16 protein-coding genes are annotated in these 15,066 nt (G+C 33.0%); 13 read left to right on the top strand and 3 right to left on the bottom strand.

Annotated features, from left to right (window positions below; translation table 11 throughout):
* Positions 1-57: 57 nt before the first annotated feature.
* Positions 58-453, bottom strand: a complete 396-nt coding sequence (locus tag EKM01_RS13590) for a response regulator (RefSeq protein ID WP_126563666.1) — start codon at positions 451-453, stop codon at positions 58-60.
* On the bottom strand, positions 450-3,275 hold the full coding sequence (locus tag EKM01_RS13585; protein ID WP_126563667.1) for a PAS domain S-box protein: 2,826 nt from the start codon (positions 3,273-3,275) through the stop codon (positions 450-452). The genes EKM01_RS13590 and EKM01_RS13585 overlap by 4 nt, the downstream gene beginning before the upstream one ends.
* 332 nt (positions 3,276-3,607) lie before the next feature.
* On the opposite strand from EKM01_RS13585, the gene EKM01_RS14600 reads away from it, so the two are divergent.
* The 6 genes from EKM01_RS14600 (at position 3,608) to EKM01_RS13560 (ending at position 8,021) form a co-directional block, all read left to right on the top strand.
* The gene (locus EKM01_RS14600; RefSeq protein WP_126562030.1) at positions 3,608-3,805 is read left to right on the top strand and encodes a hypothetical protein; all 198 of its coding nucleotides are present in this window, start codon (positions 3,608-3,610) and stop codon (positions 3,803-3,805) included.
* A 12-nt stretch (positions 3,806-3,817) separates the two neighbouring features.
* Positions 3,818-4,060: a hypothetical protein gene (locus EKM01_RS13580; protein ID WP_126463444.1), complete on the top strand. Its 243-nt coding sequence runs from the start codon at positions 3,818-3,820 to the stop codon at positions 4,058-4,060.
* Positions 4,061-4,077: 17 nt separating this feature from the next.
* Positions 4,078-4,458, top strand: a complete 381-nt coding sequence (locus EKM01_RS13575; RefSeq protein ID WP_126463319.1) for a YchJ family protein — start codon at positions 4,078-4,080, stop codon at positions 4,456-4,458.
* A gap of 89 nt (positions 4,459-4,547) precedes the next feature.
* Positions 4,548-5,666, top strand: coding sequence for a VWA domain-containing protein (locus EKM01_RS13570; protein WP_126463317.1), 1,119 nt, complete (start codon positions 4,548-4,550; stop codon positions 5,664-5,666).
* Between the two features lie 84 nt (positions 5,667-5,750).
* Positions 5,751-7,214, top strand: a complete 1,464-nt coding sequence (locus tag EKM01_RS13565; protein WP_126568674.1) for a magnesium chelatase — start codon at positions 5,751-5,753, stop codon at positions 7,212-7,214.
* Between the two features lie 213 nt (positions 7,215-7,427).
* Positions 7,428-8,021 carry a 2OG-Fe(II) oxygenase family protein gene (locus tag EKM01_RS13560; protein ID WP_126463313.1) on the top strand — a complete coding sequence of 198 codons (594 nt, stop codon included), beginning with the start codon at positions 7,428-7,430 and terminating at the stop codon, positions 8,019-8,021.
* Positions 8,022-8,040: 19 nt separating this feature from the next.
* Here the strand turns inward: EKM01_RS13560 and EKM01_RS13555 are convergent, their stop codons facing one another.
* Positions 8,041-9,036, bottom strand: a complete 996-nt coding sequence (locus EKM01_RS13555) for a metal-dependent hydrolase (RefSeq protein WP_126577141.1) — start codon at positions 9,034-9,036, stop codon at positions 8,041-8,043.
* A 175-nt stretch (positions 9,037-9,211) separates the two neighbouring features.
* Between EKM01_RS13555 and EKM01_RS13550 the strand changes: the two genes are divergently transcribed.
* The 7 genes from EKM01_RS13550 to EKM01_RS13520 form a co-directional block, all read left to right on the top strand.
* The gene (locus tag EKM01_RS13550) at positions 9,212-10,111 is read left to right on the top strand and encodes an MBL fold metallo-hydrolase (RefSeq protein WP_126562026.1); all 900 of its coding nucleotides are present in this window, start codon (positions 9,212-9,214) and stop codon (positions 10,109-10,111) included.
* A gap of 150 nt (positions 10,112-10,261) precedes the next feature.
* A complete protein-coding gene (locus tag EKM01_RS13545) occupies positions 10,262-11,116 on the top strand; it encodes an EamA family transporter (RefSeq protein ID WP_126768657.1) in 855 nt (284 codons plus the stop codon).
* A gap of 476 nt (positions 11,117-11,592) precedes the next feature.
* A complete protein-coding gene (locus EKM01_RS13540) occupies positions 11,593-12,303 on the top strand; it encodes a PepSY domain-containing protein (protein ID WP_126768656.1) in 711 nt (236 codons plus the stop codon).
* A gap of 47 nt (positions 12,304-12,350) precedes the next feature.
* Positions 12,351-13,220 carry a DUF2911 domain-containing protein gene (locus EKM01_RS13535; RefSeq protein WP_126768655.1) on the top strand — a complete coding sequence of 290 codons (870 nt, stop codon included), beginning with the start codon at positions 12,351-12,353 and terminating at the stop codon, positions 13,218-13,220.
* Positions 13,221-13,830: 610 nt separating this feature from the next.
* Entirely contained in the window at positions 13,831-14,040 is a 210-nt protein-coding gene (locus tag EKM01_RS13530) for a helix-turn-helix transcriptional regulator (protein WP_126463301.1), read from the top strand.
* A 2-nt stretch (positions 14,041-14,042) separates the two neighbouring features.
* A complete protein-coding gene (locus tag EKM01_RS13525) occupies positions 14,043-14,357 on the top strand; it encodes a HipA N-terminal domain-containing protein (RefSeq protein WP_126463299.1) in 315 nt (104 codons plus the stop codon).
* On the top strand, positions 14,350-15,066 hold a 717-nt coding region (locus EKM01_RS13520; protein ID WP_233589334.1), incomplete at its 3' end, for a HipA domain-containing protein. The genes EKM01_RS13525 and EKM01_RS13520, both read left to right, overlap by 8 nt.

The raw sequence follows: 15,066 nt of genomic DNA, 5'->3' as shown, positions 1-15,066 counted from the left end.
TCTTTTGACTTTACGACTTTTAAACTTTCGACTTACTTAATAGACTGCTTCGTGTTTTTAATCACATAAAGAAATCAATAATAAATCATTAGTAGTGATAGGTTTAGACAGGTATCCCAGAATATTTTTATATGATTTAGATTTGTTTTTATCTTCAACTGCAATGGAGGAACTCACGATATACACAATGATTTGTTTATCAAATAAAGATTTTATAAGTCCCATTTCTTCCATAAATTCCCAGCCGTCCATTATTGGCATATTAATATCCAATAAAATGATATCCGGAAGGGCAGCGTTATTTTCTACAGCAATATGAAGATGGTCAATTGCTTCTTTTCCATTTTTGAATGATGAAACCCTCGAAAATATTTCGGACCTTTGAATTATTTTATTTACGATAATTTGGTAAATGGCATCATCATCGACTATCCAGATTGCTTTTTTTGTCATTGAATATAGATTTTAAATGTTGTTCCAATATCGGGTTCACTTTCCACGGTGATATTTCCTCCCATAGCATCAATTTTATTTTTAGTAATAAACAATCCAATTCCTTTTGAATCAGAATTAGGGGTAAAGGTCTTGTACATTCCAAAAATTTTATCGGCATTTTTAACCAAATCAATCCCAATGCCGTTATCCGAAATTTGAAGGACTTTCATCTCGTTTTCTATAATCAAAGTAATTTTTATGATGGGTTTTCGCAAGGGATGTCTGTAACGAATAGAATTTGAAATAATATTATAAAGTATGCTTTCCAGATAAGCCGGATTATAATTTATCATTATTTGATCTGAAATGGCTGAAATAATAGTGACTTCATGGGCCATAATTTGTTCCGAAAGTACATTTTGTGTTATCTGAATGTACTGTTTTAGGTTCAAAGGTTCGGATACTAAACCAATATTTGTGCTTATGTTTACGACTTCATTCAGGTGTAACATGGTTTCGTTCAGCGAACTAGAGACTGTTTTTAAAAGTTCCATCATTTCCGCTCTTTCTTCTTCGGATTCTGAGGAGGTGATTAATCCTATAATTGAAGTAATATTGCTAGTATGTGATCTTAAGTTATGAGAAACGATATAGGAAAAATTCAGCAATTTTTTATTTTGTTCCGTAACAAGAGTAAAGGATGATTTTAACTCTTTTTCAGCTTCTTTTGTTTTAGTAATATCAATCATAATGCCTCGTAATCTTGCTGCTTTACCATTTTCAATGACAACATTTGCGATGTCACGCAGCCAAACTACATCCCCATTTTTGGCTACCATCCGATACTCAAAATCATGGTCTGCCTTGTCATTTGTTAGTATAGTGCAATAATTCTGAACCCATTCACTATCTTCTGAATAGAGATGGTCACTCCAAAAAGTAGGGCTTTTAAGCCATTCCTCAGGGGTATAACCTAATATGTTTTCAACTTTCTGACTAATGAAATTAAAAGAAAAATCAGTAGCATTACACTCCCATACAATTCCATCAACGGTATTTATCAAGGATTCAATTCTTTGTTGTGAATCTATAATTATTTTTTCAGAGTATTTTCGATCAGTAATGTCTAATGTGGAAACAATGATTCGTTCAAATGTTTTTTCATAACCACGAATAACATTCCATCTTAAGTTAATGTCCCGTAATTTGCCTTCTGAATCTTTTATTACGGTTTCAATAATAAATTGTTTGTTATATTGAGTAATTGAGACCAAATTTTTTATGAAATCTTCTCTGGACTTCATATTAAACAATTCTCCTTTAATACTTATTAATTCCTCTAATGAGGAAACCTTATAAAGCAACAAGTTAGCTTTGTTAACATTGATAATTTTAATTAAAGAATGACATTTGTCAACAACTGCGGGATTATTGTTGAAATATTCTGTTACCTTTTCTTTGTTTTCCCCAAACAAATTTAATTCCTCCAGATATTTTTTAACATCTAAAAAATCCTCTTCTCTAAGAGGTAATGGAGAGTCCAGAAAAAGGCTTTTGAACCGGTCTTCACTTTTTTTGATTAATTGCTCCGCTTCTTTTTTTATTGAAATATCCTCTATAATAGCGATATTAGTGGATGCTTTTTTATAGAGTGCTGATACCGTAAGATTGACCCAAAGAATAGTACCAGTTTTTGTAAAATACCGTTTTTCCACTGAATACTCAGTAATTTCACCATTCCGGAGTTTTTCAAGTTTTATTAAATCTTGTTCTAAATCATCGGGGTGCGTTACTGATTGGAAATTTAAGTGTTTCATTTCCTTTTCAGAATATCCTAATAATTGGCAATATTGGTTATTGATTTCAATAAAATTACCGGTTAAGGAATTTATGTGCGCTATTCCTACAGGTGCCTGATCAAATATGGCTTCAAATTTTATTTCAGAATTCAATAATTTTGTGGCCTGAGTATTTACAAGAGACTGCAATTCTTTTGGTATTTTCAGTACTATAAATAGTAAAACACCAAAAAGCGCAGCAAAAAATACACCAATAATTCCAGGAATTAAAATTTGAGGATAGAGGTAATTCTCGTGTTTTGATATCAGATATAATTTCCAGTTGCCATCCGGAATAGAAGTTGAAATAGTATAATTTTTTGAAAATTCAGTTCTAATGGGCAAATAGAAAATTTCTTTTTCATTATCAAATTTTGAAAACTGGAAGTAATATTTAGAATCATCAATATCTGTTATCCCTGAAGTTTCTAAAAAAGTTTCTAATGTAATGATAATGGCTGAAAATCCCCAAAATTTATTGTTTTCAAATACTGGAAACCGTCCTATAATTCCCATTCCGCCTTGTTTTAATTTCAAAGGCCCGTCAAAATACATTTTTCGGGTTTTTATAGATTTTAAAGATTCCTTTTTTTGATGTGGTGCTGTTAAAACATTTAATTCTAAGGATGCTTCATTGCCTTTTAAAGGATAGATGTACTTAATTATTCCATTAGGAATCAGCAGAATTGCACTGATGTCGGTATTTGTTTCAATCAGTTTTTTACTTACGGAATCAAAATTTTCAGGAACACCTTTGTCATTGATGGTCAGTGCTAATGTTAACGTTGAAGTGTAACAGTTTTTAAGCGATTGATGAATGTTTTGACGAACAAAATGAAGAATAGTATTCATTTCGCGTTGTTCATCTTCTTTTATTAGTTGGTATTGCTGCCAAACGATGAAACCAGTGAGACAACTTAAAATGAGAAATGTCATGAAGCCCATTGTCCTGGGCTTGTCTATAAACCATCGGATGAATTTATTATGTTTTTTTTTAGACATTATGTAGTATTTTTAGTAGGTTTTTGAGGCAATATCATTAAAAAAATAAATATATAAAAAATAAAGATTAAAGTATATTTTTTTTTTTGATTTAGTTGCAGTATCAATTTTTGTGTTTTATATATTTTTTAGTGTATTTACAGTATTTGCCTCATAATCTTTGATATCAAAAAAAAATGATTTTCGCAAAAAAAAAGTACACTACGGAGAAGATATTTCAAAGCCCATTTGAAAATTTAAAGCGTAAAGTAGCCTGTTGACAATTAAAAGAAGCACTATCAAACTAAAAACAATTTTAATTTCAATAATTAAACCGAACTTTGCAGTAGTTTTTGAATCGAAAAATTGATTCAACATTTGATAATTTAGAGCGCAAGAGCATGAGTAGAAATAACGAAAGAAATATTAAAAAACACAACGATAAGTTGCACAAAGCGCAGGATAAATTAAAACAAGCTGAAATGCTGCGCAAGGAAAAACTAAAGCAAATCACTAAAAAATTTAATGAAGATAAGGCTTCAGAAAAATAATGTAACTACATCATGGAAAAAAATAAATTTAGCGAAGTAAAAAGTGGCGTTCAGCAAATAATAGATTTTATTGCTAAAAAAAATGCCCGGGAAGCCAATACTAAATTAGCAGAAGTTAGCGAGCAATTAGATGAACTCCTGGATTTTGCCGAAGAGGATGAAGACCTAATGGAGATAAGCCGCTATCAAGTCTTGTTGAACCAGTTGCATCAAAAAATAGTAGGGTTAAATGGACAGGCAACCGAATCCATTTAGACGAATTTTATCAAAGAATGATCAAAAATAAATGTTATTGCGGTTTTGATAAAAATTTCCAGGATTGTTGTGAACCCATTATTAATGGAGTAAAAAAAGCGACTACTGCGGAGTCTTTAATGCGTTCCAGATATTCAGCTTATGCAACGCATCAAGTAGATTATTTGTTAGCCACGACCCATATTACGGTGAGAAAGCAGCATTCAAAATCTGAAATTCTAAATTGGGCCACCTCAAATAAATGGCAGCAATTGGAAATTATAGAATCCACAGAGAACACGGTAGAATTCAAAGCTCATTTTTTAGACACCAAACTTCATAAACAAATTCATCATGAATTTTCTACTTTCAAACTTGAAAATGGATGTTGGTTTTATGTGGACGGACAATTTTTTTAGGTAGCTTTTTTTGGATTTTATCGTTTTTAACTAAAAATTAATAAATGTTTGTATAGCATACATTTTTTATTGGTGTAATTTTATTGGCTATGAAAAATGACACTAAAAAAGGTTTTTATTTCAAGCAATACGAAGCCCCCTTTCAGTCTCCGTTTGATAAGCTCTTTGGTATTTTCAAAGAATTAATTACACATACTTCAGGAGATTTTGATGAAGCAATCGACTGGTTACGGGAATTGGACAAAGAATATAAACTCACTGATGAACACTACAGTATTGATGATTTTATTGAAGATTTAAAGAAAAAAGGATACATCCGCGATGAACTTAAAGAGGATGGAACTGCTGGAATTGGTATTACTGCCAAGACGGAGCGTGCCATTCGGCAACAAGCCTTGGACAATATTTTTGGTAATCTGAAACGCTCCGGAAGCGGCAATCACAAGACTAAACATTCCGGAAACGGTGACGAACATACCGGGGAATTTCGGGAATTTCATTTTGGTGACGGACTCGAACGAATTTCCTTGACCGAAAGTTTACGCAATGCCCAAATCAATAACGGAGTAGCAGATTTTATGTTGACCGAAAATGATTTAGTTGTCGAAGAAACGCAATATAAATCACAGATGAGTACTGTTTTGATGATCGACATCAGCCACAGTATGATTTTGTACGGTGAAGATAGAATTACTCCCGCCAAGAAAGTAGCAATGGCTCTTGCTGAATTGATTACGACACGTTATCCAAAAGATACTTTAGATATTCTGGTTTTTGGAAACGACGCTTGGACCATTGCAATTCGGGATCTACCGTATTTAAAAGTGGGTCCTTACCACACCAATACAGTTGCCGGTTTACAACTAGCCATGGATATCCTGCGCAGGAAACGAAACACCAACAAGCAAATTTTCATGATTACCGATGGGAAGCCAAGTTGTGTCCGCGAAAAAGACGGTTCCTATTATATGAACAGTAACGGACTCGACGAATATATTGTGGATAAATGCTACAATCAGGCGCAGCAAGCCCGAAAACTACACATTCCAATCACCACATTTATGATTGCGAATGATCCGTATTTGCAAAAATTCGTCAATAAATTCACCGAATCAAATCAAGGAAAAGCATTTTATACCGGATTAAAAGGACTGGGTGAAATGATTTTTGAGGATTATGAAACCAATCGTAAAAAGAGAATAAAATAGTAATTAGTCACAGTCTCAGTTGTCAGTTCGAGCGCAGTCAAGAACAAATTGACAGTTAACAATAATAACAATTTTAAAAGCAATATGAAAATAGAAAATATAAAAACTCTCGGAGAATTAAAAAAATCAGGTTACAAAAGTATAAACATCAAAGATGAGTTGCGTACGAACTTAAGAAATAAAATTAAATCAGGACAACCAACTTTTGAAGGTGTTCACGGTTTTGAAGATACCGTAATTCCGGAACTAGAACGTGCTATTTTGTCGCGTCACAACATCAATTTATTAGGGCTTCGTGGTCAAGCCAAAACCCGATTGGCGCGCAAAATGATCGAATTGTTGGACGAATACATTCCGTTTGTGACAGGTTCCGAGATTAATGACGATCCGTTGCAGCCCATTTCTCGTTTTGCCAAAGATATTATTGAAACCAAAGGAGATGCAACTCCCATTTCCTGGCTACACCGAAGCGACCGTTTTTTCGAAAAATTAGCTACGCCGGATGTAACCGTTGCAGATTTGATTGGAGATGTCGATCCAATTAAAGCAGCAAATTTAAAACTGTCCTATGCGGATGATCGTGTGATCCATTTTGGGATGATTCCAAGAGCGAATCGTTGTATATTCGTTATCAACGAATTACCGGATTTACAGGCGAGAATCCAAGTAGCACTATTTAATATTTTGCAGGAAGGCGATATCCAGATTCGTGGATTCAAATTGAGAATGCCCCTTGATCTGCAATTTGTATTTACAGCAAATCCAGAAGATTACACGAATCGTGGGAGTATTGTAACCCCATTAAAAGACAGGATAGGTTCTCAAATCCTGACACATTACCCGGAAACCATTAAAATTGCCAGAACCATTACAGAGCAGGAAGCAAAACTGGACGCCACACAAAATAATATGGTTTACGTGCCTTCGTTAGCGAGAGATTTATTAGAACAAATCAGTTTTGAAGCAAGAGAAAGCGAATATATTGATAACAAAAGTGGGGTGAGTGCCAGATTGAGTATTACCGCTTTTGAGAACTTATTAAGTACTGCAGAAAGAAGGGCTTTGAAATCCGGAGTAGATAAAACAACGTTGCGATTGTCTGATTTTATGGGAATTATTCCTGCTATTACCGGAAAAGTCGAATTGGTTTACGAAGGAGAGCAGGAGGGAGCTGCCGCCGTAGCACAACATTTATTGGGCGATGCGATCCATACTTTTTTCCCTGCATATTTTCCAAAAATCGAAAAATTAGAGAAAGAAGGTGTCAAAAATGCCTACACGGATATCATCGAATGGTTTTTTGCCGAAAGTGGTTTCGAATTATCAGACGATTGTTCTGATGAAGAATACGAAAGAATATTAGGAAGTATTGTTCCTCTTGAAATTTTAATCAAAAAACACCAACCGCAACTGGAAAAAGAAGATAAATTTTTCATGAAGGAATTTATTCTTTGGGGATTGGTTGAATATAAAAAACTAAGCAAAGACCGTTTTTCTAAAGGATATCAGTTCAAGGATATTTACGGAAGCTTTATTAGTAAATTGTAAATAACATACGTTTTTTACACTATAAGTCATTTAAGGAATCACTATTGTGTAGTTCCTTAAATGACTTTTTTGTTTAAAAATTGATCTATTTTTGTCGTTTTTTTTTCTAGAGAATAAAATAAGCGTCCCATTTATTTATTTCTTTATCGGCGTTACTGATTTTTATTAGTCTACCTTGCCTCATTGACCGTCTAAGCAGTCAAAAAGAAAGACATGGAAAATAGCTTTGAAGCCTTGATTGCTACTTATATTGAAAATAAGGTAGGCATATCCGAACATTTTTTGAGCACCGATTTAGCTAATAATCTAAAACAAAATTTGATTGTTTTAAACCAAAATAGTCTGTTGACGGAAGCAGGAATTGGTAACGCAGAAAAGGTTTCTTATGATGGTGCAATACGAAGCGATTCCATTTATTGGTTGGATAAAAAACACAACAACGCATTCGAAAATGAGTTTTTTGCTCAAATAGAAGCTTTTATTATTTATTTGAATGAAAGTTGTTATGCTGGAATAACGGGATATGAATTTCATTATTCGTTGTATGAATCGGGCGATTTTTATCTCAAACATTTGGATCAATTCAAGAATAATCCCAGCCGAAAATACTCTATGATCAGTTATCTGAACAGCAATTGGCAAGAAAGTGACGGTGGTGAGTTGCTGATTCATCAAGCTAATAACAATCAAAAAATAGCCCCAACTCAAGGTAAAACAGTTTTCTTTAAGAGTGACGAATTAGTTCATGAAGTTTTGGTCACCCAAAATACCAGAATGAGTATTACGGGATGGTTGAAGAGTGATTAATATTTCTAAAAAAAAATACTCAGTTTCCCTTTATCCGCGTAACTATTTTTTGAAATAATCGCTTTCCGTCCCTTTTGTTTTTAGGAACTTCAACCGCTTTTAGTTCTGTTTTGCTTGCAATAAATTGATAGCTGAAAGCAAATTGAGGGTTTTTTGAATCGTCATTTAACAGTCCAAAGCGCAAATCATTGAAATATAAAGATTTATTTTTATTAGAAATAATATACCAGCCTTCGCTCGCTTTTTTTAGTTTTTCAAAATCTGAATTTCCTTTTAGCTGCGATTCTAGAAATTTATTTTTGCTATAAGCAGTAAATAAAATGGGTTGCGTGTCAAAAAGAGAGTAGTCGCCTAATGCGTAATTGTTTGCTGTGGCTACGTTAGCATTCCACAAAATGAGGTTGAAAGCGGTGGGTTTTACGATGATTTCAGAATACTGAATTTTTTGTTTTGTTAATGCTTTTTCAAATTGGTTCAAGGCATATACTTTTATAAAACAGGACAAAAGGAGATACGCACTACTGATGGATAATCCTCTAATTATATATTTTTTGCGAAGTACTGCGTTTTTTGTTTTCCAAGTCACAATCAATGTAATAATTAGTGGAATGGTGTACAACGGGTCAATTACAAAAATGGTTTTTAACGCAAATCTATAGTCTAAAGGCCATAAAATTTGTGTACCCCAAGAAGTGAACATGTCCAATAACACATGGGTAAACAAACACCAAAACGCCATACGAGTTGCCTGAAAAAAGTTGATTTTATCTCTTTCTATTTTTGAAATAATCCAACCCAAAACAGGCGATAAAAATAGAAAAAGAAAAAGAGAATGACTGATGCCACGGTGAATCAGGATGGCATCTACAGGATTTAAAAACAATCCCACTACAATATCTAAATCGGGAATTGTGCCCAGAATTGAACCATATAAAATTGTTTTATTTTTGAGCTTTTTGCCTGCGCATACTTCGGCAATGGCAATTCCTAAAGCAACTTGAGTAAAAGAATCCATTCTGTAAAAGTAGCTGAAATCAATAGATATCTTGATGACCAGTAGTAAATTTTTGGTGTGAATTACACTTTTTTTTATTGTACTTGAAAAAATATCTTAAAATAAAACTATACTGATCAGTAGAGATTTTAAAATAAATATGTGCTATCTTGTCCCATAATAAATAAACCAAGCTATGTATAAAATTCATACTATTGATTTACACTTTCAATCCGAAAAACATTCTATTGGTGCTTTTTTAATTGAAACCGAAAAAGGTCCGATACTTATCGAAACCGGACCGGAATCTACTTGGGAGTATCTTGAAAAAGGAATCCAGAAGATAGGGTATGAGATCAAAGATATTCAGCATGTATTCCTGACGCACATTCATTTTGACCATGCCGGAGCAGCATGGAAATTGGCACAAAATGGCGCTAAAATATACGTACACCCCATTGGAATTCCACATTTAGCTAATCCGGAGAAATTATGGAATTCAGCCAAAATGATCTATACCGATAAGATGGAGCTTCTTTGGGGGAAAATGGAATCTATACCTGAGCAACAATTGATTGGGGTTACGGACGGTGATGTTGTAGACTTGGGAGATATTCAAATAAAAGTATGGTATACACCGGGTCATGCTGTGCATCATAATGCGTATCAAATTGAGGATGTGATATTTACTGGGGATGTGGCCGGAGTAAAAATAGGAGATGGTCCCGTTGTACCTCCTTGTCCTCCCCCGGATATTAATATTGAATTATGGAAACAATCCCTTAGAAAATTAAAAGATTTAAAGCCTAGAGCCTTGTATTTAACACATTTTGATTTTCAAAAAAATCCGGATGAATTACTATCAGGATTAGAAATAGTTCTGGATGATTGGGCTAGTTTTATCAAACCTTTTTATGACAATCAAACTCCGCCAGAAAGTATAGTTCCTCAATTTATGGAATACACCAGAAAGCAGTTTTTGGACAAAGGACTCGATGCGGAAGAAATTCAAACCTATGAGTTTGCTAATCCAAGCTGGATGTCTGTAAATGGTTTATTGCGGTATTGGAAACTCAAAGAACAAGGAAGGATTTAAGATTGCCATAATTTGATGGCTAAATTCTCCTTTTGTACTACTGAAACCGGATGCGTACTATTCTTGTTCTGGAAATATTACTTTCAATACTTTCATAAAAGAGCAAAAGGAAAGACAATAAATGGTAGTTTTACCCTCTAAAAATTCGCTATGCTATTTCTTGTTTTAAGTATTATTTGCAGTGTCACTGTGGGAGTGTTGTTTAAAATGGTTCGCGGATATGAAGTCAGTCCTATTCAAATTGTTGCTTGGAATTATGTATTTGCGCTTATTCTTTGTTATTTTTTCTTCAGTCCAAATCTTACCAATATTGGCACTTTAGCACCTTGGGGAATTTATGTTTCTCTTGGGGTTTTGTTGCCAGCAATCTTCCTTTTTTTGGCGGCTTCAATCAAACAAGTAGGGATTGTAAAAACGGATGCTGCTCAAAGGCTATCTTTGTTTATTCCTATTTTAGCTGCTTGGCTGGTCTTCAAAGAGGATTTTACTATCCTAAAAATAGCGGCGCTTTTGGCAGCATTTCCAGCGCTGTTGCTAATCCTTGATAAACCTTCTGAAAACACAAAAAATAAATGGATCTATCCTGCAGTAGTGCTATTAGGATTTGGAATTATAGACATCCTTTTCAAGCAAATTGCCCTTCACACCACTTTGCCATATACAACGTCATTATTTGTAGTTTTTGGAATTGCGTTGTTTATTATGATTGGCGCTGTTATTTATAACGTGATGATAACTAAAGTCTCATTAAACTTCAAAAATATTATTTTTGGTGGTATGGTAGGTGTTTTCAACTTTGGAAACATACTCTTCTATCTAAAAGCGCATAAGGCTTTCGCTGAAAATCCTTCAACGGTTTTTGCCGGTATGAACATGGGTGTAATAGTAATGGGAAGTCTTGTTGGGATTTTTATTTTTAAGGAAAAACTAACTAAAATGAATTTTGCTGGACTTTTTCTGGCTTTAATAGCGATTGTTTTAATCGTAATCTCGCAGATCATTTAAAGAATAAGTTGCAACTAAAAGAGTTTTCATATACAATTTTTGGTTTTTTTGATTGCATTTAAAGCAAAAGTATCCGATCTAAAAGCGGATCTACAGTCGAATCAAAATTCCGTAAAACAAGGTTGCATAAAAAAGTGATATTTTTTGCATTTAATTTTACAGAATCATTGTTTTTTTTATAGTTTACCGTATAAGTAATAACCATGGTATAATGTTGTATTTTAAAATCAGGATAAAATTATGTAACAATCTGATTTAAAGCTGTTTTACTTAAAGTTAATTCTTTTGACTTTACGACTTTTAAACTTTCGACTTACTTACAATAAATTATTGGTCCGAAACTGGTGTAATGGAATAGAAAATTAAGCACTAAATATTCAAATATATGTTGTTTTATATAATTGCAAGTTTAATGCGATTTTCAAGGTTGGTTCAGTTTATTTAACAATTTCAAAAAAAAATAAATAACAAGATAAATGATTAAAGGAAAAAAAGCAAAATGGATTAGGAAGTCTCACCGATATTTAGGGATATTTTTGGGTCTTCAATTCTTAATGTGGACTATTAGTGGACTATATTTTAGTTGGTCAAACATTGATGACATTCATGGAATGCAATTTCATAAAAAAGGAATTGTTGCTGAGTCGTTTTCAGGTTTAATTAGTCCTTCACTTCTTCATCCTTCGATAGCAATTCAATCTATCGAATTAAGGAAAATAAATAATCAACCTTTTTATTGGGTGAATGAGAAGATGCTTTATAATGCGAAAACTGGAAAATTAAAAAATGGGATCTCTAAAAAAGAAGCATTGTCAATTGCAGATAAATACATTATATCGGGTTTAAAAGTAAAAGAAATACAACTCATTAAAGAAGTAGGGAAACACCATGAATATAGAGAGCATTTACTACCTGCCTACGTTATTTCATACCAAGAACCGGATAATTTAAAAGTTTATATTTCAGTCAATGACGGAGGTTTTCAGACGATTAGACATAGAAATTGGCGATGGTTTGACTTTTTATGGATGACCCATACCATGGATTATGAAGGTCGAGATAATATGAATAATATTGTTTTGCGACTATTTTCATTGTTAGGGTTAATAACTGTTTTAAGTGGTTTTTTACTTTGGTATATCTCTTCGCCTACCGTTAGAATAATCTGGAGGAAAATAAAAAAATAATTTAACATAATAAAACAAACCATAAAATCAATTTAAAATCAAAAACTATGAGAAAAATAATTCTAATACATTTCTTTATTTTACAAGCATTAGTAATTTCGGCACAAGAAAAAGTTCAAATAAAACTAACTTCGGCAAGTCCATCTGCATCATTTGAACAAGAATTGGGTAGCACAATGATTAAAGTTTCTTACAGCAGACCACTAGCAAGAGGCAGAAAAATATTTGGTGAATTAGTGCCTTTTGAAAAACTTTGGCGAACTGGCGCTAGTGATTGCACTTTAATAACTACTAACGAAGATATTGTATTTGGAAATACTACTTTAAAAATGGGTAGCTACTCAATATTCACAATGCCTTCTAAAAAGGAGTGGACAATAATTGTAAATGCAGATACAACATTACACGGCGAAACTGGATATGATGCCAAAAAAGATGTTTTTCGTTTAACAGTTCCTGTAGAAAGCATATCTAATTTCTATGAAACATTTACAATCGAAATAAATGATATTAACAGCAAAGGAGAGGGGTTTCTAAAAATAATATGGGAAAATTCGATGATTAAAATTCCATTAAAAAGTAAAGCAGATGAAACTATTTTAACAGTAATAGATAAAAACATCATTAAAGAAAAAACCCTTGATGCTAATTTATTATTTCAAGCAGCAAACTATTATTACAGTACAAACAGAGATTACAAACAAGCAGTGGCTTGGCTTTTAGAAGCCGCGAAATTGGATCCAGATAATTTTTATTATCCTAATTTGAGACAAAAAATAGCAACGGAATTAAAAGACTATCCAAGTGCAATTGAAGCAGGTAAAAAAGCTTTATCTATAGCAGAATTTAAAAAAATGAAAAGTGTAGAATCACTCAAAAAACAAATTTTAGAGATGGAGTTACTATTGAACAAATAAATTAATTTTAAATCAAAAATTATGAAAATGAAACACACAACAGAAGAGCATACACAAGAATCAAGTTTAACTATGTACAAAAAATTGACGATTATGATAGTGGTGTCATTTATAGCTATGTACATACTAATGTATTCAATGGTAGATATTTTATCTATATTTATAAGGGGTTAGAAGGGTAGAGGTGTACAAAAGAAGTACTGATTTTGATCAAGTAACTATCTTTAGTGTTAGTAAAAACAATTTGTATTTTTTATTCATTCAAAAACTGCTGAGTTCTATACTTTGTTTTTATGATAAAAAACGTTCTTTCTGTGATGGAAAAAATATTGAAATGAATCGCTTAGCTTTTGACAACTTTTCTTCAATTTTGTTATATACAAAGCTAAGTTGCTTTTCATTCAAGTCTAACACTGATACAAATTTATCATTTATATTTTAGTTAATTTTACCGCCTTAACAGTAATTCGTCCTTTTGTTTCTTTAATTAGATGCTATGTCACGTCCTAATAATGATTTTACTGCTATAACAGTAAAATGATAAATTTTTTAATGATTTAAGCCGTGCGTGTTATTAAATTGTATATTTTTACCGCTAAAACAGTATATAATGAATGATTTTGATTTAGGTGCTTTAATTAAAGACCATCGAAAAAAAGCAGGACTTACACAGCTTGAACTAGCCGACTTAGCTGGAGTAGGCAAGACCACTGTTTTTGATATTGAAAAAAATAAAGAGACAGTTCGTTTGAATAATCTTTTTGCAGTACTCCGAGTGCTAAATATTAAAGTAGAATTCAAAAGTCCTTTAAATAAATAATTATGAGAAGAGCAATTGTATTTGCACACGGAAAAAGAGCTGGAATTTTAACGGAAATTGCTGCTAACGACTATCATTTTGAGTACGATGAAAATTATGATGGCGAAGCGGTTTCATTGACTATGCCTACAACTCAGAAAAAATATAGCTATACATTTTTTCCACCGTTTTTTGAAGGGCTATTACCTGAAGGTGTAATGTTAGAGGGATTACTACGTATTGTCAAAATTGACAAAAAAGATTACTTCTCTCAACTGATAGCAACGGGAAATGATTTAGTGGGAGCAGTAACGGTTAAATTGATGGAAGATGAATAGATGTCCTATTACGTATGACTTGTGTGGTACAGATAAGTACAGTGAAAAAGGATTACGCATGATAGCTCCTAAGCTGGCTTATTTAAATGATTTACCTTATACGGCTGTTGAACTTCGTCAGGAAGCCGCAAATAGAGCTAAAAAGCTATCCATTCAGGGAGTGCAACCAAAGCTTAGTGCGGCTATTTCAATAGTGGATCAAGAATTTAAAATTGTGGACCAATTTGGAACGTACATTATTAAGCCACAAAATGATTTATTTCCACAATTACCGGAAAATGAAGATGTAACTATGCGAATGGCGAAAGTGTTTGGTTTAGAAGTGCCATTTCACGGGATGCTATATGGCAAAGATGGTAGTTTGTCTTATTTCATTAAACGTTTTGACCGCTACGGTAAAGGAAATAAGTTCGCAACAGAAGATTTTGCTCAATTGACTGGGAATACAAGAGACACAAAGTATCGTTTTACGATGGAAAAATTGATTCCTGTACTTGATGAATATTGTTCATTTCCCGCAATTGAAAAAGCTGATTTTTTTAAAAGAATTCTTTTTTGCTATCTGACCGGAAATGAAGACATGCATTTGAAAAATTTTTCGCTAATTACCAAAAATGGAAAAACAACACTGACTGGAAAAACCGGTCAAATTGACCACCCAATTCCAGTGCAAATTGACCACCAGTTCCGGAGTAAACTGACCACCCTA

Source organism: Flavobacterium sp. RSP46 (genome assembly GCF_003984825.1).
Classification (GTDB): Bacteria; Bacteroidota; Bacteroidia; order Flavobacteriales; family Flavobacteriaceae; genus Flavobacterium.
The sequence above is the reverse complement of the archived record's forward strand: the minus strand, read 5'-3'. Positions and strand labels throughout refer to the sequence as shown.

Coding starts and splice junctions, on each gene's coding strand:
- EKM01_RS13570 (WP_126463317.1), top strand. CDS start 4,548: ATGAAAAATGACACTAAAAAAGGTTTTTATTTCAAGCAATACGAAGCC.
- EKM01_RS13580 (WP_126463444.1), top strand. CDS start 3,818: ATGGAAAAAAATAAATTTAGCGAAGTAAAAAGTGGCGTTCAGCAAATA.
- EKM01_RS13525 (WP_126463299.1), top strand. CDS start 14,043: ATGAGAAGAGCAATTGTATTTGCACACGGAAAAAGAGCTGGAATTTTA.
- EKM01_RS13585 (WP_126563667.1), bottom strand. CDS start 3,275: ATGTCTAAAAAAAAACATAATAAATTCATCCGATGGTTTATAGACAAG.
- EKM01_RS13560 (WP_126463313.1), top strand. CDS start 7,428: ATGGAAAATAGCTTTGAAGCCTTGATTGCTACTTATATTGAAAATAAG.
- EKM01_RS13590 (WP_126563666.1), bottom strand. CDS start 453: ATGACAAAAAAAGCAATCTGGATAGTCGATGATGATGCCATTTACCAA.
- EKM01_RS13540 (WP_126768656.1), top strand. CDS start 11,593: ATGATTAAAGGAAAAAAAGCAAAATGGATTAGGAAGTCTCACCGATAT.
- EKM01_RS13555 (WP_126577141.1), bottom strand. CDS start 9,036: ATGGATTCTTTTACTCAAGTTGCTTTAGGAATTGCCATTGCCGAAGTA.
- EKM01_RS13575 (WP_126463319.1), top strand. CDS start 4,078: ATGATCAAAAATAAATGTTATTGCGGTTTTGATAAAAATTTCCAGGAT.
- EKM01_RS13565 (WP_126568674.1), top strand. CDS start 5,751: ATGAAAATAGAAAATATAAAAACTCTCGGAGAATTAAAAAAATCAGGT.
- EKM01_RS13530 (WP_126463301.1), top strand. CDS start 13,831: ATGAATGATTTTGATTTAGGTGCTTTAATTAAAGACCATCGAAAAAAA.
- EKM01_RS13535 (WP_126768655.1), top strand. CDS start 12,351: ATGAGAAAAATAATTCTAATACATTTCTTTATTTTACAAGCATTAGTA.
- EKM01_RS13550 (WP_126562026.1), top strand. CDS start 9,212: ATGTATAAAATTCATACTATTGATTTACACTTTCAATCCGAAAAACAT.
- EKM01_RS13545 (WP_126768657.1), top strand. CDS start 10,262: ATGCTATTTCTTGTTTTAAGTATTATTTGCAGTGTCACTGTGGGAGTG.